Source organism: Paenibacillus amylolyticus, from assembly GCF_051136285.1.
GTDB lineage: Bacteria > Bacillota > Bacilli > Paenibacillales > Paenibacillaceae > Paenibacillus > Paenibacillus amylolyticus_F.
In genome coordinates, this window is sequence record NZ_CP194938.1 from 4,879,144 (window position 1) to 4,899,042 (window position 19,899).

The window sequence follows — 19,899 nt, forward strand, 5'->3', positions numbered from 1 at the left end:
GTACGAATCCAAAAGCAGTTCATAATTTGCTTTTGGAAGACATAGGATGAAGAGAAGCGGGAAACATGATGAATGTAACTGAGGATTAAGGGGCCTTCCGAGAAGGTCCCTTTTCAAATTGATTACACCAATATGAGAAATATAGAATAAGGAATGCAAGACCTTTTATGTTACAATAGGGCATGAGAATGCGACGAAGAGGGGTGGGGTCCTTTCATGGGTAAGAACGGTAGACGAGTGATCACAATGTTGCTGGCAGGCTGTCTTGTTGCCGCTTGGCTGCCGCGTACGGTTGATCTGGATCAATTGGTTGCTGCGTCAGGAACGTCCGAACTATCTACAGCGACGGATTTGCGTCAGACACTGTTGAATGCGATGTCACAACGTACAGAGAAAGTGGTGTTCACCTACAAAGGAAATGTGAAGGGCCTTAAGAAACAGCTGCAGACTTCCATCGATGAAGCGATGAAGAGCGATCCCTACATTCAATATACAGTGAAAAGTTATGCGTTTAATTATAAAGGTTCGAACACGTCAGCCGAGGTGGATGTGACCCTTACTTACCGGGAGACGAAGGCACAGACCGATTATGTGAATCAGAAAGTAGCTAGTGTGCTCAAAGAAATTATTAAACCCGGCATGACTAGCCATGAGAAAGTCAAAGTTATTCATGACTGGATTGTGCTGAATCTTGCTTATGATACCTCATTACAAAAATATACGGCTTACGACGGACTGGCGACAGGCAGTACCGTATGTCAAGGATACTCCTTGCTTACTTACCGCATGCTGGAGCGAGTAGGGATTGAAAATCGTATTGTCGAAGGCAAAGCAGGCGGGCAGCTTCATGCCTGGAATCTGGTGAAACTGGATGGCAAATGGTATCACCTGGATACCACATGGGATGATCCAACACCTGATCGCAAAGGCGTAGTGAGCCATAATTATTATTTGTTAAGCGATAAAGAGATGGCGCGTGACCATGTCTGGACAGGCAAGAACAAGTACCCTGCGGCATATGCACCTTACCGTGAGGCTTTGCTTAAACTGGCGGAGAAGGATGGAAATAAGCAGGAGGTATATCAGAAGTTGTACCATACGCTGGAGTACTCTCTATACGATGAACAGGGTGCAGTCAAGGAACGGGCAGTGCTCAAAACCAAAGTTCAGAGTGTACTGAAAGAGGGCGGTACTTCGCTGACATTCAGATATAAAGGGACGGAGAGCAGTCTGATTGAAGATTTACAGGATCTGTATCAGCTAGGGATGAAGTCGATCTCTTATTTTGTCTCCAAGATGGAAGATACAACAGACCTGCGTGTCAAAATTAATTGGACCCTGTAAGGGACTGAATCAGGTTTTCAGTCACACATCTATGGATGAAATATAGAAAGAAGCGACATGTTCTCAATAATTAGAGCGCTCCGGTATCCGGAGCGCTCTTTGTGATATTCAATGTGTTAAACAAATAATCAAGCATTTTCGGGATCTATTCACTGATACCTGATGGTTCAGCAGGTGAGAAGTCGCATTCCTGTAGCGGGACAACTTTGGTCTTTTTGATCCATTTGTAACCAAGCCATAGAACCAGGAATAGCGGCACACTCAGATAAGCGACAAGGACTCCACTCCAATCGATATGATCACCTATGAATGCCTGATAGTTCTGTCCCAGAATAACGATAATACACAGGACAAAAGCAAAGATGGGTCCAAACGGGAACCACCGCGCACGGTAAGGCAGATCTCTCAGATCTCGGCCTTGCGCAACATATGCCCGGCGGAAGCGGTAATGGCTGATCGCAATACCCAGCCACGTAATGAAGCCGCACATACCGGATGCATTCAGTAGCCATGTATACACGATGCCGTCACCGAAAAGAGAAGCCAGAAATGCGAGCATGCCAACGGCGGTTGTGACGAGCAAGGCATTCATCGGAATACCACGTTTGTTCAGTTTGCCAAGGAAGCGTGGTGCCTTACCATCCCGGGCAAGGGCGTAGAGTACCCGGCTTGATGCGTACATACCGGAGTTACCGGCTGAGAGCACCGAAGTCAGAATGACAGCATTCATAACAGAGGCCGCGATGGCAAGTCCTGCTTTTTCGAAGACCAGTGTAAACGGACTGACACCGATGTTTTCCAGATCACCTTTGAGCAGGTTCGGGTGAGTGTAAGGAATAATCAAACTGATTACAGTGATGGCCAAAATGTAAAAGATCAGAATACGCCAAAAGACCTGGCGAATGGCACGAGGCACGTTTTCGCGTGGGTTTTCACTTTCACCAGCGGCTACACCGATTAGCTCCGTTCCCTGGAAGGAGAAACCGGCGGCCATAAACACGCCAAGTACAGTGAAGAACCCGCCGTGAAATGGCGCATCCCCGATGGTAAAGTTGCTGAAGCCGATAGCTTCACCGCCCAGAATGCCAAAGATCATCAAGACGCCGACGCTCAGGAAGATGATGACGGTAGCTACTTTGATAATAGCAAACCAATATTCCGATTCCCCATACCCTTTGACGGACAGGATATTTAGGGCAAAGATCAATACCAGAAACAGTAAGCTCCATAACATGGATGAGCTGTCCGGGAACCAGTATTTGATCAGAACGGTAGCAGCAGCGAGTTCGGCGGCAATCGTTACCGCCCAGTTGTACCAGAAGTTCCAGCCCATAGCGAAGCCAAGAGCGGGATCTACGAAACGAGCCGCATACGTATTAAAAGAACCGGAGTCCGGCATAAAGGTTGCAAGTTCACCCAAGCTGGTCATCAGGAAATAAACCATAATGCCCACAGCCGCGTAGGCAATTAATGCTCCGCCAGGGCCAGCAGTGGAGATCGCTGTACCACTTGCCAGAAACAGCCCGGTACCGATGGAGCCGCCGAGGGCAATCATGGTCATATGACGTGCACGCAATCCTTTTTTCAGGGTAGGTTCATTGGTTGTTGTTTGTGAATGTTTGTTGCGGTCTTGCATGGAAACACTCCTTCATTTGTAATGCTGATGCAGATCATAACTCCATAAACCAAAAAAAAGACCACAGGCACGAGCCAGCGGTCTTGATATCCATATCCGCACCACGTCCCAGATGATTAAGATAGCTCAACACAGAAGCATTCATACCTTTTTAGAAAAAAAGATATGAATGCTTGCTGTGACAGTTCTGCACCTTTCGGCTACAGCCCCAGCTCACCAGACCGATAAAGGAACGTCCAGCGAGCTTCGGCGGGTACACCTTTCGGCTGATATCAAAAGCGGCTCCAAGCGCCTCCCTCAGCGTACTGATCGCACCCGCGACCTCTACCTCACCATGCAATGGATGAGGTGTATCTATTGTTTATGAAATTAGAAATCACGCATCAAACAGCGTGTAACATGTTAATCAAACAGAGAACAAGTATACCGCTCATCGTTTTACAGTGCAATAACAAATGTTGGGTTGTTCCCTAAATGGCTCCGTAAAGAACATGTGGAAGAACAGATTAATCTTGCTTTTTATTCCGTCCTGCCATCTGTTGCCACACAGTTCCGGCGGCCTGTTCACCAGACTCGATACGTTCTAGCGCCATTTTGGCCTGCAAGCTCACTTCAAATTCGGGATCTTCCGCGGCGAGACGTAAAGCCTGCTCCGCTTCTTCGGTTCCGATTTCATACAGAAAACGGGCTGCACGCCAGCGCACAAGTTTGCTCTTGTCCGTTAACGTCTCAATCATCGCAGGTGTGGCAGCAGGGTCACCGATGTCTGACAACGTATCGCCAGCAGTACGACGTACAGCGGGAGAACTGTCCCGAAGCGCTTCGTACAGAAGCTCCATCGCCTCAGGTGTACGAATATCCCCTAGATAGACAACGGCCAAGCGACGAATTTGCATTTTGCTGTCACGTAGCGCCTGAGCTACCAGAGGTATTCTTTCCTCTGTTGGCTCCATACCATCCAGTGCGGCATAGCGTACATTCCAGTCTTCGCTCTGAAGGGCTGCTTCCAGTTCTGCTCCCTCCAGTGCACGCCGGTGCTCAACAAATTCTTCCGTATTGGTACCATGAGCAATAGCTTGCTGAATGACCTGCTCCAATCGTTCCGGCGGGTAGGCCGCTTCCAGTTCTTGTTCGACTTCACGCGCAATATCTGGCAGCTCACCGTACCTTACTCCGTAATCGCTTAGTTTACGTTCTTTGATCAGCGTAGCGCTGGCAACCTCCGTAACGGCTTTGACAAAACGATCTGACAGTGAGATACGTTCCTCTTTCGTTCCGGCTTTAACCCGAATCTGCATCGGCACTCCGCGGAAAAACTGAACAAAAACTTGTGCCTCTCCAAAGTGTTCACCTGTAGCATCTTCGGATTCAATCCAGTCCAGATTCACGCTTTCCTGACCCAGACGGCTCTGTACTTCACCAAGAATAACAGACCAGTCTGCATTGCCTTTACGATCCAAGGCAACGAAGTTGGTTGTGTGGAATACACTTTTCACGCCTGGAATATGTAACATCTGGCGAATAAAAGCCGGGGCAGAACGTTCGTTGTCCAGTGTATAGGTTCTACGAATCCCGTCTTCCAGACGTTCGTCGAGATGCAGCATCATCGTATTTGGACTTGGTGTTGGTTCAATAGAAACTATATTCATGGGTGTAACCTCCTATAATAGCAGTTTGATACATAACCTCCCGTAAAATAAATCACACGGATACCTCTATTTTAACGGATACCTCTATTCTACATGAAATCAGGAAAACTGCGAAATTACATGTCGTGAAGAAGCATCGGCGTAGGTATGTGAAGAAGTACGAAGATTGTTAACACTTCTTTCATGTTCGTGCACAAACATTTTTAAATGAAAGCTGGCACAATATAAAGGAAGAAGCTAATGGAGGTTATACTTATGGAGCCTGTTACTGTGCTAACGGATGGAGAGCGCTGTATTGATTATGAGAAAATCAATCAATTATTTGAGGGTTGGATTGCTTCTGCGCCATCAGATTCAGTAAAGGAAACAGGAAGAGGGGATTGGGAAGATTCCCGTTTTTGCATTGTGGATTACAGGAACGGCGAACAGGCTGTATCTGCAGCGAAGGCCATTCGTGCTTTTGTGCCAGACGTTCCTGTACTGGTCATTACCGATTTTCAATCATTGATTCGTAAACGCCACCTGCAGCAGATTACGGGTACTGGTGTTGTAAAGATGTTACTCTGGAATGAACAAGACCCCGATCAATTGGATAGGGGCATCGAGCAGTGGCTGCACACATTTGGATACGAAGCACCAATAACCATGCCTTCCGTTTTGTACATAAGGTAGAACGAAAGAGGCATGGTGTTTACATCAGCTGTTTATACAGTTGTCCGGTTTCTTTATCGATGGCCAACTAGACCATATATTTATAGCCTGTACCCCATACCGTTTTAATATAACGGGGATTTTTGGGGTCGGGCTCTATTTTTTTGCGAAGACTAGAGATATGTACGTCAATGGTTCGATCAAGATAGGCGCGTTCCGAGCCTTTAATTCGATCCATCAGTTCGTTACGGGTAAAAACTTTGCCCGGATTCCGATACAATTCCTTCATAATCTCGAATTCAATATGGGTTACATCGATTTCAATGCCATTCACAAATAAAGTTCTCCTGTATTCATTCACATTAATGTGACCGATCTCTTCAGTGGTTGAATTCTCTTTGACGGTTTTATCCTGATACGTAATAATCGACCGACGCAGCAACGCTTTAATCCTGGCGTCCAGCTCTTTCAAGCTAAACGGCTTGCAAAGGAAATCGTCAGCTCCGTTATGCAAGGCACGAAGTCGATCATTCAGCATGGTGCTTGCGGATATCATCAGTACAGGAACCGTAGAATTTTGTCGAAAAGCATCAACAAGCTCGTTACCGTCAATCTCGGGCAACATCAAGTCTGTTACGACAATGTCAGGTTGAAACTGCGGAAATAGATGAAGTGCTTCACGGGCGTGGTGAACCCGCTCGGTTATGTATCCTTCCTCCTCAAGAAAAAAAGCGATCATATCCGCTAAATTCTTTTCATCTTCTATAAGAAGTACTTTGATTGACATAGCTTCACACTCCTGAGAGACAAAAATTTGTTAAAAAAATACGAGGAAATGCTTTTAAATACTGCAAAAAATTTAATGTTTCTATTCCAGAATATAGGAAGTAGCACTAACTTGCAAAATGACTTTGCTTGATATTGTAGTGTATCATGAGTTTATTTTTTTGCAGAATCATAATTTTTCCCATACGTACAACGAATGTTAATTACAGTATAATGGATCAGAGTCATTTAAGGGGGAAAAGGTTTAGAGTTATCGCCAGTATTAGGGGGAACAAATGTTGTTTGAGAGACCAGAACGGGCAGGAATACAACGAGTCAAGGGTGAGGACAAAAGCCTATGAACGGGATAACCGGAGCAAAAAACCTGTTGAATCGCATTGTACTGCAATTGAGAAGACCTTGGGTTGGAACATGCCTTCTGGTCATCCTTGGTACGTTAAGTGCCATTTTTCCATTTACACTGTTCTATGGTGTGCAATTTATAATTAGTAGTGCTGCGGCGTTGGTTGCTCTTCGGTTATACGGAGGAATCTACGGTTTTGTGACACTTACGTTAATTTATCTGTTTAAAAGCCTGATTTTGGGCCTGGACACGCATAACCTGTATGTCATGATAACACATTTCATAGAGTTGATCTGGATGCTGGGCTGGCAGGTGCGTTATAAAAAAGGTAGTCTCATCAAGGCTAACGCGGTGTTTTGGATTGTGCTGCTGTTTCCAGCAATGGGTTACGGATATTATGTATTAGGTCTGAGTGCGGAAGTGGCCAAATATGAATATATATATATTGCTGTCGTTAGCATGGTAAATGCCCTGATTGCAGGTATTGTGGTTGATTTCTGGATCACTTTGGGAGAACAGCAGGAGCAACGCGCGGGCACGATTCCATTATCGAGGATTGCATTTAAATATGTGGTTGCTTTTGTGGTGTTTGTATCACTTATTCTGTTGTCTGTGGATAGTCGCAGACAATTAGGCCAAATACATGAAGCTATTCTACGTGATATGAGACAAGCAGCGAGTGCAGTCGTTCAGGATTTGGATCAAAAATATGTAACACCGGATAACCTGGCTGAAAATGTGGAGCGCTATCATCATTTGCTGCGTATGAATGTGATTTTGCTGGATCAGCATGATGTAATTGTTGTTTCTGGACTCCCTGAATTTCGGCCGGGGGAGTTCATAAATCTGGATCATTTTCAGGTGTTAACATCGAGGAACGGCCCAGGTCTATTAAGTTCAGGGAGAGCTCATTACAGTGACATACTGGAATATTGGAAACATGCTTCTTTCATATATCAGGCTGAAGAAACAGCAAATACCCCTTATCAGGTTTTTGTTGAAACCAATTCGTCCCAGTATTACACGCAGATTGAAAAAATCTACCTGACGACGTTGCAATCTTTATTTTTTATTATCGTGACATCCATGCTTGTGGCAGCTCCTTTGAGTAGTAAGGTGGTAAGTCCCTTATTGCGCTTGACCCGGCTGACAGGTTCTCTGCCTCGTCTGCTGTTTCGAAACGGAGGGATGGAGTGGCCAAGCAGCCATGTGACCGAAGTGCAAATTCTCATTGGTAACTTACGCAAAATGGCGGATGTGTTACTTGAACAATTCGAACAAATTCGACTTGATAAGTTAACACTGGAGGACAGGGTGGTTGCCCGCACGAAGGAACTTAAGAATAGCGAAGGAATTAAGCGTGCCATTATCGAGTCCTCAATTGATGCCATCATCTCGGTTGATTCCCAAGGGGTGATCATTGAATTTAACCCTGAGGCTGAAAGAATGTTTGGATCGGGGCGGGAAGAGGTTGTGTTGCAGAAGGAAGCACCCTCTCTTTTCCAAGGGATTAGTTTTCAGGAAATTAAGTTGATGCTGGAGCGATATGAATATGTCGATGGCAAGAGGTATACGACGGTTGACGAAATATCAGGTATTCGCAATGACGGCTCTGTATTTCCGATTGAGTACAAAATTGTAGAGATTCAATTGGGGAAAAATGAAATATTGTACAATCTGTTCATCAAGGATATAACAGAACGTACTCGTGCCGAAGAAGATCGGGTGCGTCATGCCCTTGTGTTGGAGCATCTTAACCTGGAGCTGTTCCAAGAGAAGGCAGCGATTCAGGAACAGCGCGATATCAGTGAACAATTCATTGAATCGGTTCGCGAAGGACTTGTCATGTCTGACCGTTCAGGCACGATCACGATTGTGAATCGCCGAATAGAAGAGATGTTTGGACTGGGTAATTTCTTGGGAGAATCCATAACTGACCTGGCTCAAGCCATCGATTCAATGGTTCAGACTGACAACTTCAATCTGACGGAACAGACAAGAGCATTTATTAATGGAGAAGAAGCTTTCATCGAGACCAATTTCTGTTTTGACAATGTAGAGCAAAGTGTATTTTCACTGTACATGAAACAGATGGATGTACCGGGGAAAAATCATGGTTTCCTGCTTGTATTTCGTGACTTGACCGGAGAAGAGCGACTGAACCGGATGAAAAATGAGCTCATCAGTGTTGTTTCTCATGAGCTTCGTACACCTGTAGCCACTATCATGGGGTATGTTGAGCTGATGTTGATGTACGACCTCCCGGCATCCCAGCGCAAAGAGTTCATGGAGACGATTTCGTCTGAAGGCAAACGTCTGAGCAGCCTGCTGGATGATGTGCTTGATATCCAACGTCTTGATAATGAAGGTATGACCTATCATATGATCTATGTTCCACTCGTGGAGCTGGTTGAGGGTGTGGCAGAGCAATGGAACATGAAGTCTTCTCAGCGGATCTATGTGCATGCTTTCAATGGTGACCTCTTTGCTTATGCGGACCAGAACAGGATCGTGCAAGTGCTGCATAATCTGATTGGTAATGCAGTGAAATATTCTCCCGGAGCAGATCGGATCGACGTAACATTATGGGAAGAAGAAGGGGCACTATGCATCGATGTACGCGATTACGGTATAGGTATTGCCGAGAGTGAGAAGGATTTGTTGTTTAACAAGTTTTATCGTGTAGATAATTCGGATCATCGTCAAATCGGCGGAACGGGCCTTGGTTTATATATCTCTCGCAAAATCGTGGAGGATCATCACGGGAGCCTGACCTTCATGTCGGTCCCGGGGAAAGGCAGTACGTTCAAAGTTCGGTTGCCCAAACAGGACGTTGTCCTTTAGTTTCCTAACTGAAAGTTAATACGGTTATAGTAAGGTGAGCTTTTATCTTTTGGCACGCGACCGTGCAGAAAGGTAAAAGCTTTTTTTATTTTCTTTGATCGTTCTATTTGTTTTTTCATCATTCTATTTTGTTTTTTCGTCATCCGGGATAAAAAAACAGGAAATTTTGCACACTGTATATAGCGCCATAATTTGCATCCTGTGCAAAAGGAGGACAACACGTATATGTTTCGCAAACAAGAAAAAACACTCATCATCGTCTGTCTGGTGGCAGCTGTGGTCGTGTTGTATGCCGTGGTCAAAAGCATCATCCGCATTATGAGTTATTAAGGACCCGTTCTGGCCGAACGGATCCACTGTCGTACATAACCCATAACGATATATGCGAACCATTGATAACGATTACGTCGAAAGAGGAGTGTACCCATGTCATCTCTGGACCCTGTACTGCTCAGCCGAATACTAACCGGTCTGACCCTGTTTGTGCATATTATCTTTGCTTCCATTGGTGTAGGTGTTCCGCTCATGATTGCTTTGGCTGAATGGCGGGGACTACGCACTAACGATATTCATTACACGCTACTGGCTCGCAGATGGGCAAGAGGTTTTGTCATTACCGTCGCTGTAGGTGTAGTCACAGGCACATCCATCGGGTTACAGCTGAGTCTGCTGTGGCCCATGTTTATGCGTGTCGCCGGTCAAGCTATTGCGTTGCCGCTTTTTATGGAGACATTTGCTTTTTTTGTGGAAGCGATCTTCCTCGGAATTTATCTGTACACCTGGGATCGTTTCAAAAAGAAATATACGCATATGTTGTTGCTTATTCCAGTAGCTCTCGGCTCATCCGCTTCCGCGATTTTCATTACAACCGTGAATTCTTTCATGAACCAGCCGCAAGGCTTCACCTTGATTAACGGCATTATGAAAGATATTGATCCGATTGCCGCCATGCTGAACCCGGCGACACCAACTAAAGTATCCCATGTGCTAGCTTCGTCCTACACCTTAAGTGCGGGTGTACTGGCGGGAATAGCAGCGTTTAGCTTGCTGCGCGGACGGGATCATGTGTATTACAAAAAAGCACTTAAGCTCACGACGATATCCGCGCTTGTATTTGCGATCAGCACTGTCATGATTGGTGACTCGTCCGGTAAATTTTTGGCGAAATATCAGCCGGAGAAGCTGGCTGCCGCCGAGTGGCATTTCAAAACGATGAAGGAAGCTCCTCTTGTCTATGGGGGTATTCTGGACGAAAACAATGAGGTCAAATATGCGATTGAGATTCCGTATGCACTCAGTATTTTGGCAGGCAACCGACCAGATACGGAAGTGAAGGGACTGGAAGAGTTCCCAGCCGACCTTAGACCGCCGCTGTCCATCCATTACATGTTCGACCTGAAAGTCACAACAGGAGTCATCATTCTGCTGATTCCGGTGCTCTACGTGCTGCGTCGCTGGTTGCCGGGACGCAAACCTTATCCGAAGTGGCTGCTGCTTGGCATTGTGTTTCTTGGCCCACTGGCGATGATTGCTATTGAGCTTGGATGGATGTTTGCCGAGGTGGGCAGACAGCCCTGGATTTTGCGCGGATATATGAAGGTGTCTGAAGCGGCAACAACCTCCACTTCGGTGGGGTGGATGCTAGTATTGTTTATCCTGCTGTATCTGGTACTGTGCTTCTCATGCATCCGTGTCATCAGCAAGCTGTTCCGGAACAAGGAAGCGGAGAAGGAGCTTGAATCACTTGGACTGGAAGGAGGTATCGTGCATTGAACTTTGAAATTGCGGGCATCGCGATATTGTGGACATTTCTGTTCGGGTATCTGATCGTAGCGTCGATTGATTTCGGCGCGGGTTTCTTCAGCTTTTACAGCATATTGACTGGACATGAAAACAAAATTCATAACATCATTCAGCGCTACCTGTCTCCGGTGTGGGAAGTGACGAATGTGTTTCTTATTTTCTTTGTGGTGGGGTTAGTCGGCTTCTATCCAGACAGCGCATTTTATTACGGTACAGCCCTGCTTGTTCCAGGTTCTCTGGCGATTGTGCTTCTGGCCATCCGTGGAGTGTATTATGCTTACAACACCTATGGAAACCACGGGAAAAACAGCAAAATCTATCTGGCACTGTACGGAGCAACGGGATTACTTATTCCCGCGGTGTTCTCCACCATTTTGGCGATATCCGAAGGTGGAATCATAGAGCAGGTCGGCGAAAAGGTGTTTTTTCGCTGGCGTGAATTTCTGACGAATCCCTATACGTGGTCTGTTGTATTGCTGGCTTTGGTGAGCGTGCTGTATATCTCGGCAATGTTCCTTTCCTATTACGCAAAGCGGGCGGGAGACGAGCCGGCCTTTGGTGTTCTAAGGGAATATGCGCTGCTGTGGAGCCTGCCCACGATTTTTGCGAGTTTTCTCGCTTTTCTGCAGATTAACAAACAAAATCCTGCTCACTTCGAGCGTATGATCGATATGTCCTGGATGTTCATCGCATCGTTTATCTGTTTTGTCATTGCGGTATCACTCGTGTGGAAAGAGAAATATCTGGGTTGGTGTTTTATCGCAGTCATGTTGCAGTTTGCCTTTGCGTGGTATGGATATGGTCGCTCCCATCTGCCGTATATTCTGTATCCGTACATTAACATCTATGACAGCTTTACGAACCGAACGATGGGCATTGCACTAATTACGGCGTTCAGTCTGGGGCTACTGGTGCTTATTCCGTCTCTGGTGTTAATTATGAAGTTGTTCCTGTTTGATGCCAATTATGTACGCGGTAACGCCGGGAAAAAGAAAGGATGACTCCGCCATGTTTGCGACGACCATTTCAAATATCACGTATATGCTAGCTTCCTTGTTACCACAGCAGTTTACATGGTTGAGGTCTGCCTGGCCGACCGGCGCCGATCTGGAGATGCACTTGGAGCCTCTTTTGGATGAAGGGGTAAAAGGCATACCGGGCATCACGGGGCTAAGCTTCTTTGAGACCTTTACGATTATGTATGCTCCTCCGCTGATTATGGTGGCTGCGATTGTCTTTCTGTTTGTTTATATGGCGCTATACAAAAATCCAAAGGATTGATTGGTACCGCTGTGCTTGTTCCAGATGGTGCGTCGACTTCCGATACGGGTAATCTGATGTTAAGAACTGAGGAAGGGAGGAGGCCCCTTCATGCCCAAAATTCGTTATAACAATATCGATAATGTCAGTACAGACAAAACGCTGAAGGAGTTCAAGCAGTGGAGAGAACAGCGCCGCCGCAAAGTAAAAGACTATTCCTACAAAGTCCCGAAGCATGATCCTGAGCTGGATTACTTACATGCCAACCGGGACGAAACAACCATAACGTGGATCGGACACTCCACCTTTTTCATCCAGTATTATGGACTGAATATTGTGACCGACCCGGTGTGGGCGGAGAAAATGGGGTTTCAACGCAGGCTCGGTGCCCCTGGCATTCCGATTCAGGATATTCCGCCGCTCGATGTCATACTCATCTCTCATTCACACTATGATCACTTACATCTCGCTTCCCTGCGCAAGCTGATTACATCGAAGACAATGCTGATTGTGCCGGACGGCTTGAAACGCAAAATGATCCGTAAGGGATTCCATCGGTGTCAAGAGATGAAATGGTGGGAGCATACGGTGCGCGGTGGAGTGAAGATTACGTTTGTACCTGCCCAGCACTGGACACGCCGGACGTTATTTGATACAAATACGTCTCATTGGGGCGGTTATGTACTGGAGCCTAATCACGCTGTGCAAGTGTCAGAAGAGAACGCAGAGGTAGCGGAGAGAGAGATGGCAAACGGGTCTATTTCATCCGCTTCAGATTCGCACAAAACCAGCGGTGAAAAACAAGCAGCAGCTGATCCGCCTGTCCTATATTTTGTCGGAGATACGGGATATTTCAAGGAGTTCAAAACGATTGGAGAACGCTTTGACATTGGCGTAACACTGATGCCCATTGGGGCGTACGACCCCGAATGGTTCATGACGTCTCAGCATGTGACACCGGAGGAAGCTTTGCAAGGGTTTGTGGAAACAGGATCACAGTTAATGGTGCCAATGCATTACGGGACATTCAAGCTGGCCGATGATACACCCAAGGAAGCATTGGATCGGCTGGAGATGGAGCGTGAGCGACTGGGGATTGCCAAGGAACGAATTCGGGTGCTCGGGCATGGTGAGACACTTCGCATCCGGCACGAAGCTGCTGAAGAGGAATGATTAGTCTTAGGGCAATTCAGACGACACTATCTTAACCAAATCTCATAAAGAGTATGTTAATGGGGCTAACAAAAGCTAGCCAGATATGGTAATCTATAAACATACGTGCATGAACAGCATATTTACCAAAACTTTAATCCGTAAAAAGCGGCTGATTTTCGAATTTGCCGCTTTTTTGTGTTATAATATGGTGCCAGAATAGGCATCGGATATTGAATCCATGATTTTACGCAGGTTGCTATTCATGCAGTATGCAGATTAACCAATAAAGGATGGTATGCTTAATGATCAGTACAAGCGGTATCACGCTCCGCTACGGAAAACGTGCACTTTTTGAAGATGTGAATATCAAATTCACGCCAGGCAACTGTTACGGCCTGATCGGTGCGAACGGAGCCGGCAAATCAACGTTTTTGAAAATTTTGTCCGGTGAGATTGAAGCCAACTCGGGAGAGGTGCACATCACCCCGGGCGAACGTATGGCCGTTTTGAAGCAAAACCACTTTGAATATGATGAGTATCCGGTTCTCGAAACGGTTATTATGGGTCACGCTCGTCTGTATTCCATCATGAAAGAGAAGGATGCTTTGTATGCGAAGGCAGACTTCACAGAAGAAGACGGTTTGCGTGCAGGTGAACTTGAAGGGGAATTCGCTGAGCAGAACGGCTGGGATGCTGAGCCGGATGCAGCGGCACTCCTGATCGGTCTGGGCATTGATCGTGACATGCATGACAAAAAAATGATAGAGCTGAGCGGGAACGAAAAAGTCCGCGTATTGCTGGCACAAGCGTTGTTTGGCCGTCCAAACAACCTGTTGCTCGATGAGCCTACCAACCACTTGGATCTCGAATCCATTCAATGGCTTGAGAATTTCCTGATGGATTATGAAGGTACCGTTATTGTTGTATCCCATGACCGTCACTTCCTGAATAAGGTATGTACACATATCGCAGATATTGACTTTGGTAAAATTCAGATGTACGTAGGTAACTATGACTTCTGGTATGAGTCCAGCCAATTGGCACTTGCTCTGCAGCGGGATGCCAACAAGAAAAAAGAAGAGAAGATTAAAGAGCTGCAAGCCTTTATTCAACGTTTCTCCGCGAACGCTTCGAAGTCCAAACAGGCGACTTCCCGGAAAAAACAACTCGACAAAATCACATTGGATGACCTTCGTCCATCCAACCGTAAATATCCGTTTATTAACTTCAAGCCTGAGCGTGAAGCAGGTAAACAATTGCTGACGGTAGATCGTATTCACAAATCCGTCGATGGTGTGGAAATGTTGAATGATGTGAGCTTTGTGGTGAACAAAGGTGACAAAATTGCATTTGTTGGCCCGAACGGAAATGCCAAATCACTGTTGTTTGATATACTCATGGGTGAAACGGAAGCGGACAGCGGCGAATATACTTGGGGTGTGACGACGACTCAGGCTTATTTCCCGAAAGATAACTCCCAATTCTTTGATGGTGTGGATATGACACTCGTAGATTGGCTGCGTCAGTATTCCAAAGATCAGGATGAAACGTATCTGCGTGGTTTCCTGGGCCGCATGCTGTTCTCCGGTGAGGAGTCCCAGAAGAAGGCTAGTGTACTCTCCGGGGGAGAGAAAGTTCGCTGTATGCTGGCGAAAATGATGCAGACAGGTGCAAATGCACTGATTCTGGATGAGCCAACGAACCACTTGGATCTCGAATCCATCACTGCATTAAATAATGGTATGATTGACTTCGATGGAACGATGTTGTTTACATCCCATGACCATCAGTTCATTCAGACAATTGCAAACCGGATTATCGAAATTACGCCAACAGGCCTGATTGATCGCCAAATGAGCTATGACGAGTATCTGGAAAGCGACGAAATCAAAGAATTGCGCAACAAAATGTACCCAGTGGAAGCTTAAATTCACTTTAAATAACTGCAAGCGAAAAACCGCAAGTCCTCCAAGTGGAGGGCCTGCGGTTTTTTTGTCATGCTGATGCTGATTTACAGCTCTTATGCCGGCGTTAACCTAAGACCCGCCTGTACGGCGACGCTGGTTGTTCGGCTTTTTGTTGTTCTGGCTTTTCATGGCTTTAGGGCCACCTTCAAAGTAAGCACCGGACTGGTTACCGGAATTTTGCTGCTCTTTCTTTTGTGCCAGCTTTTGACGGATCGCATCTTGCAGGCTGACCTTTTTCGGTTCATTATTTTCGCTCATTGTATATCCCTCCCGGTCTTGCAGTAAGCCGTCCAAATTGGACGGGATGTACTCATTTTATACGTTTTATAATAGCCTCACAAGGGCAACCTGATAAAATGCCAGTTTTCACCCGTTTTTTTCCTGAGCCAACTTTGTTTCTGGCATGCTATAGCCCTGCCTTCCGGAAACTTTGTTTCGGCTTACCTACAGCAGTGCTCCTCGGCAAAACTGTTTCTGTAGACCCACACGATCTGCATTTGGTAACATGAGAAAACTGTATTGGAAATATGAAAAGGAGTGTTCCGGTTGAACGCTTATGAAGAAATACGTAAAGGAGAGCGAGGAGCCTGGATCAGCATTGCAGCATACCTCGTTTTATCTGCTTTTAAGCTGCTCTGCGGATATTTGTTTGCTTCCAGTGCTTTGGTCGCCGACGGCATCAATAATGCCACAGATATTGTGGCATCTGTTGCGGTGTTGGTGGGGCTGCGTATCTCGCAAAAACCGCCAGATTCGGATCACGCATATGGACATTTTCGGGCAGAGACGATCGCAGCATTAATTGCCTCATTTATTATGGCGGTTGTAGGACTTCAGGTGTTGGTCGAAGCAGTTCGTTCATGGTATGCAGGTGATTATGGAGTGCCGAATCTTTGGGCAGCAGGCGTAGCTGTGATCTGTGCAGTAGTCATGCTGGGGGTATACCGTTACAATTCCCGTCTGGCCAAACAGATTAACAGCCAAGCTTTACTGGCAGCGGCCAAAGATAATCGCTCAGATGCCTGGGTAAGTATCGGTGCTGCGATTGGCATCATCGGTTCACAATTTGGACTGCCTTGGCTGGATAAAGTGGCTGCCATCCTCGTAGGTCTGTTGATCTGCAAAACAGCTTGGGAAATTTTCCGGGATTCGACTCATCTGCTCACGGACGGGTTTGATCAAAAGCAATTAATGGATTTGAGATCTGCCGTTGCTCGGGTCCCTGGTGTCGAAATGATCAAGGACGTCAAGGCACGAGTACATGGCAGTCATGTTCTGGTTGATGTAGTTATTGAAGTGGATGGAGGATTAACGCTGGTACAGGGGCATGAAATCTGCGATCAGGTGGAGGAACGTCTGAAACGATCACATAATATTATGCATGTTCATGTGCATGTTGAGCCACGATCTGAAGAAACAGAATGGACATAATTTTTTTGTTGAATCAGGGATGATTGTAACTAAATATCAAAAGAGGACAGACGCAATGCTGCGTACTGTCCTCTTTACTTATGTTAGAAACGATTATACGATATTATTGAATAGCAACGTGAATCCAAGCTTTGCCTTTCCAAGTGTACACTTGAACCCATTCGCCGCCGTCGAATCCGTCAACAACTTCACCCGTTGTATCAACAACTTGAGCACTCAACGCACCGATCGGTTTGCCGTTTGGTGCATCATAGAACCATGTGCGCTCAAGCAAGTTAAGCAGCATCGTTGGCATCAGAACTTCATCACCCGGTTTTACAATTGGCTCTTCAAACATTTTATCGTCTGTTGTGGACGGTGTCTCTGTTGTAGTTGAAGTGCCTTGAGTACCTGTAGAATCAACAGTTGTACCTGTTACGGTCTCTGCTTTGCCTTCAATGGTCTCTACAGCAGGTTTGTTCACTTCTACAGCCGGCGTTGTTGGTGCTGGTGTCGTAGAAGTTGCTTCAGTACCCGAAGTTGTTGGGGCTACGGTGCCGGTAACCGCTTCCTCAGCACCTGCAGCGGCAGCCATGGAACCCATCAATGTTAAAGCAGCGGCAAAACTTACGATTTTTTTCATTTGTTCTTCCTCCTCGGTTAGATATGTAGTTTTTGTTGTCCTGTGATAAAAGTAACCAAGCAAGCTGGTCTATGAATCACAAATTATAACAATTTTTTCTTGGTTTCTCCAGAGTCAACTGGCGCATATGTGGGTATATAGAAAGCCTGTAAAAATCAGACTTTCGTGGTATGAAATCGGGCTGGCTATATCATTAAAGTCCTGTTTTTTCAGGACTCTTCGGCGGTTCATATTGGAATAAAGCAGGAGGGAGTGTAATACATAAATAGAAAAGTGTACCTGTCTTTAGAGCGCACAAAAGCCGACGTGCCCGGAGGCATCATCGGCATTTGCATGTAATGCAATGATCCAGATTCAGAGATCCGCTTTTATCGCATTCGGCTTCGTCCCGTAATGAGGGAGATGACGAAGAGTACTACAAAGATGAAGAACAATACTTTTGCGATCGAAGCAGCCGCTTCAACAATCCCGAAAAACCCGAAGATTCCGGCAACCAGTGCGATAATCAGAAAAATAACAGACCATCTTAACATGATAATTCATCCTTTCGTGTTAAAGTTTGTGGCGTGAACTGTGCTGTCTCACTGCCCTGTGTAGTCTAACCTTAACCGAGGTGAAATGACTTGAAACATGGTGTTTTTTTCTTCTTCTATACATCGCTGGAGGAGCGATTCTCTTTTGTTTCGCCCGGGAAAGGCACGGGTAACTATAGCAATAACAAACCGACGTAAACATGGAAAGAGAGGTTCTTTTATGATCTATCAACTAAGCGTGGCCCTGATTGCTGTGGCATTTGCTGTACTGGTTTTCTTTTTGATTCGCACATTAAAATCGGCTCAGAGTTCACTGGACAATGTCTCCGAGACGCTGCAGGAAGTGCAGAAGACCATTGATGAGCTCAGCTATGAAGTAAAACAGACTGTAAGACATGCCAATGACATCACTGCTGACGTGCAACACAAAATGAAAAAGATTGACCCGGTGATGGAGTCGGTTGAGAATCTGGGAGAAGTACTAAGTGAAGTTACGGCAGCAGCCAAGCAGGTGTCCACTACACTGATGACTCGCTTTCAGACGAAGCAATCCAAAGCAACAGCAGGCAAAACGTCTGAATCCAGCCAGGTAACGGCTCCACCTGCAACGCCCGCTGAACGTACCCTGCAATCCTATGAAGCTACATATCACGATGAAGCAAAGGGCGGGAAGAATTGGGTGAAATATATTGATCTTGCAGCTAATGTGTGGCAACGGATGCGCAAATAACATGACCGCTTTCTGAAATACGGTGAAACCTTCAGGGCGGTGATGAACCTGATGAAAGGGTGAGAATCATGATGAAACTACTGCTAGTGACGATGTTTAGCGTAATTTCTCCCTTTTCCGTTCAACCGGCAGCAACACCTGCTGCTCAAGACTTGCAATGGACGGTAACGGAGGAGCAGATGCCCGAGGTAAGCTTGGCTTCTGATCAGTCCGAGACGTTCGAGCAGTTCCGGACTCTGAATGGCATTTCACTGGAGGACAGCAAACAAGAATTATTTGCCAATATGGGGCAGCCAGTCAAGATCAAAGAAGATCCCTATCTGGGATGCCCGGAATATCATTTCGATGATATGCATGTTGGGATATGTGGAGATACAGGCATAATTCAATATGTACATGTCGATGGTTCATATGATGATCTGAAGTTGAATGGGAAGTCTATTCCGATGCAAATCGAAGCCATTCATCAAGCACTGGGCAAACCTTATTATGTTGCTGAGGATGGAGAAGTGTATCTTCGCGGTTCGTATGCAATCAAAGTGTATATGAAACCAGGCTCTAGCGAGATTGAAGGTGTTGACTTTTTTGACGATACGGTTACCTGAGATGAATGATGCAGCTTTCGTTTCAATGTAAAATAGTATGGTTATATACTATAAGAGCTCGATAAAGAAGATTATATCAGAGGAGAGTGGAAACGATGGATTCAACCAACGCACAGGCTTATGCCAAAGTGGTAGAAAACGGAGTTCAAGCAGTAGAAGCGGTGAAAGAGTTGCAGACTACTGGATACTTGGCTGATCATATCTTCGTTCTTGCACATGAGAAGGATCGTACAGATCGCATTGCAGATACTGCAGATGCTAAAGAGATCGGTATTAAGGAAGAAGGACTATTTGATTCCATGGCGAATTTGTTCCGCTCACGCGGTGACGAACTTCGGGCCAAGATTGTATCGATGGGATTTACAGAAGCCGAGGCTGACTTCTATGAGAGTGAATTGGATAAAGGCAAGGTACTGATTATTGCCAAAAAGAAAGACTGATTTTCACCCCCTTAACGTAGAATTGTTAGTTCACCAAACGTTCTGCGGTTAAATGGGGAAGACCTAATCAAAAACATAGATAAGGAATGGGGTAAACCCC

The 19,899-nt window shown here is 45.9% G+C and carries 18 protein-coding genes and 1 riboswitch; of the genes, 12 read left to right on the forward strand and 6 right to left on the reverse strand.

Annotated features, from left to right (window positions below):
• Window positions 1-216: 216 nt before the first annotated feature.
• Window positions 217-1,344, forward strand: coding sequence for a transglutaminase domain-containing protein (locus ACR8BL_RS21230; RefSeq protein ID WP_434749397.1), 1,128 nt, complete (start codon window positions 217-219; stop codon window positions 1,342-1,344).
• A 145-nt stretch (window positions 1,345-1,489) separates the two neighbouring features.
• Here the strand turns inward: ACR8BL_RS21230 and ACR8BL_RS21235 are convergent, their stop codons facing one another.
• Both ACR8BL_RS21235 and ACR8BL_RS21240 read right to left on the reverse strand, forming a co-directional pair.
• A complete protein-coding gene (locus ACR8BL_RS21235; RefSeq protein ID WP_434749398.1) occupies window positions 1,490-2,980 on the reverse strand; it encodes an amino acid permease in 1,491 nt (496 codons plus the stop codon).
• A gap of 114 nt (window positions 2,981-3,094) precedes the next feature.
• Window positions 3,095-3,315: riboswitch (Lysine riboswitch) on the reverse strand.
• A 171-nt stretch (window positions 3,316-3,486) separates the two neighbouring features.
• Window positions 3,487-4,629 (reverse strand): virulence factor, encoded by a 1,143-nt coding sequence (locus tag ACR8BL_RS21240; protein WP_434749399.1) that lies wholly within the window; start codon window positions 4,627-4,629, stop codon window positions 3,487-3,489.
• A 255-nt stretch (window positions 4,630-4,884) separates the two neighbouring features.
• Here ACR8BL_RS21240 and ACR8BL_RS21245 point away from each other — a divergent pair, with 255 nt between their 5' ends.
• A complete protein-coding gene (locus tag ACR8BL_RS21245; protein WP_434749400.1) occupies window positions 4,885-5,301 on the forward strand; it encodes a hypothetical protein in 417 nt (138 codons plus the stop codon).
• A 67-nt stretch (window positions 5,302-5,368) separates the two neighbouring features.
• Here the strand turns inward: ACR8BL_RS21245 and ACR8BL_RS21250 are convergent, their stop codons facing one another.
• Window positions 5,369-6,067, reverse strand: a complete 699-nt coding sequence (locus ACR8BL_RS21250; RefSeq protein WP_434749401.1) for a response regulator transcription factor — start codon at window positions 6,065-6,067, stop codon at window positions 5,369-5,371.
• A gap of 336 nt (window positions 6,068-6,403) precedes the next feature.
• On the opposite strand from ACR8BL_RS21250, the gene ACR8BL_RS21255 reads away from it, so the two are divergent.
• The 6 genes from ACR8BL_RS21255 (at window position 6,404) to ACR8BL_RS21280 (ending at window position 15,399) form a co-directional block, all read left to right on the forward strand.
• Window positions 6,404-9,253 carry an ATP-binding protein gene (locus tag ACR8BL_RS21255; RefSeq protein WP_434749402.1) on the forward strand — a complete coding sequence of 950 codons (2,850 nt, stop codon included), beginning with the start codon at window positions 6,404-6,406 and terminating at the stop codon, window positions 9,251-9,253.
• Between the two features lie 426 nt (window positions 9,254-9,679).
• Window positions 9,680-11,026, forward strand: coding sequence for a cytochrome ubiquinol oxidase subunit I (locus ACR8BL_RS21260; protein ID WP_434756424.1), 1,347 nt, complete (start codon window positions 9,680-9,682; stop codon window positions 11,024-11,026).
• Window positions 11,023-12,057, forward strand: a complete 1,035-nt coding sequence (locus tag ACR8BL_RS21265; protein ID WP_434749403.1) for a cytochrome d ubiquinol oxidase subunit II — start codon at window positions 11,023-11,025, stop codon at window positions 12,055-12,057. The genes ACR8BL_RS21260 and ACR8BL_RS21265 overlap by 4 nt, the downstream gene beginning before the upstream one ends.
• 7 nt (window positions 12,058-12,064) lie before the next feature.
• Entirely contained in the window at window positions 12,065-12,337 is a 273-nt protein-coding gene (gene cydS, locus ACR8BL_RS21270; RefSeq protein WP_434749404.1) for a cytochrome bd oxidase small subunit CydS, read from the forward strand.
• Window positions 12,338-12,427: 90 nt separating this feature from the next.
• Window positions 12,428-13,489, forward strand: coding sequence for an MBL fold metallo-hydrolase (locus ACR8BL_RS21275; protein ID WP_434749405.1), 1,062 nt, complete (start codon window positions 12,428-12,430; stop codon window positions 13,487-13,489).
• A gap of 284 nt (window positions 13,490-13,773) precedes the next feature.
• A complete protein-coding gene (locus tag ACR8BL_RS21280) occupies window positions 13,774-15,399 on the forward strand; it encodes an ABC-F family ATP-binding cassette domain-containing protein (RefSeq protein WP_434749406.1) in 1,626 nt (541 codons plus the stop codon).
• A gap of 108 nt (window positions 15,400-15,507) precedes the next feature.
• On the opposite strand, the gene ACR8BL_RS21285 is transcribed toward ACR8BL_RS21280, so the two are convergent.
• Window positions 15,508-15,696: a hypothetical protein gene (locus tag ACR8BL_RS21285; RefSeq protein WP_090924473.1), complete on the reverse strand. Its 189-nt coding sequence runs from the start codon at window positions 15,694-15,696 to the stop codon at window positions 15,508-15,510.
• 288 nt (window positions 15,697-15,984) lie between these two features.
• Between ACR8BL_RS21285 and ACR8BL_RS21290 the strand changes: the two genes are divergently transcribed.
• Window positions 15,985-16,869, forward strand: a complete 885-nt coding sequence (locus ACR8BL_RS21290) for a cation diffusion facilitator family transporter (RefSeq protein ID WP_434749407.1) — start codon at window positions 15,985-15,987, stop codon at window positions 16,867-16,869.
• Window positions 16,870-16,972: 103 nt separating this feature from the next.
• Here the strand turns inward: ACR8BL_RS21290 and ACR8BL_RS21295 are convergent, their stop codons facing one another.
• Window positions 16,973-17,491, reverse strand: coding sequence for a hypothetical protein (locus tag ACR8BL_RS21295; protein WP_434749408.1), 519 nt, complete (start codon window positions 17,489-17,491; stop codon window positions 16,973-16,975).
• 368 nt (window positions 17,492-17,859) lie between these two features.
• A complete protein-coding gene (locus ACR8BL_RS21300) occupies window positions 17,860-18,024 on the reverse strand; it encodes a DUF1328 domain-containing protein (RefSeq protein WP_434749409.1) in 165 nt (54 codons plus the stop codon).
• A 220-nt stretch (window positions 18,025-18,244) separates the two neighbouring features.
• On the opposite strand from ACR8BL_RS21300, the gene ACR8BL_RS21305 reads away from it, so the two are divergent.
• The 3 genes from ACR8BL_RS21305 (at window position 18,245) to ACR8BL_RS21315 (ending at window position 19,799) form a co-directional block, all read left to right on the forward strand.
• The gene (locus ACR8BL_RS21305) at window positions 18,245-18,754 is read left to right on the forward strand and encodes a DUF948 domain-containing protein (protein WP_434749410.1); all 510 of its coding nucleotides are present in this window, start codon (window positions 18,245-18,247) and stop codon (window positions 18,752-18,754) included.
• Window positions 18,755-18,822: 68 nt separating this feature from the next.
• Window positions 18,823-19,359: a hypothetical protein gene (locus tag ACR8BL_RS21310; protein WP_434749411.1), complete on the forward strand. Its 537-nt coding sequence runs from the start codon at window positions 18,823-18,825 to the stop codon at window positions 19,357-19,359.
• Window positions 19,360-19,454: 95 nt separating this feature from the next.
• Window positions 19,455-19,799, forward strand: coding sequence for a general stress protein (locus tag ACR8BL_RS21315; protein WP_434749412.1), 345 nt, complete (start codon window positions 19,455-19,457; stop codon window positions 19,797-19,799).
• Window positions 19,800-19,899: the final 100 nt, after the last annotated feature.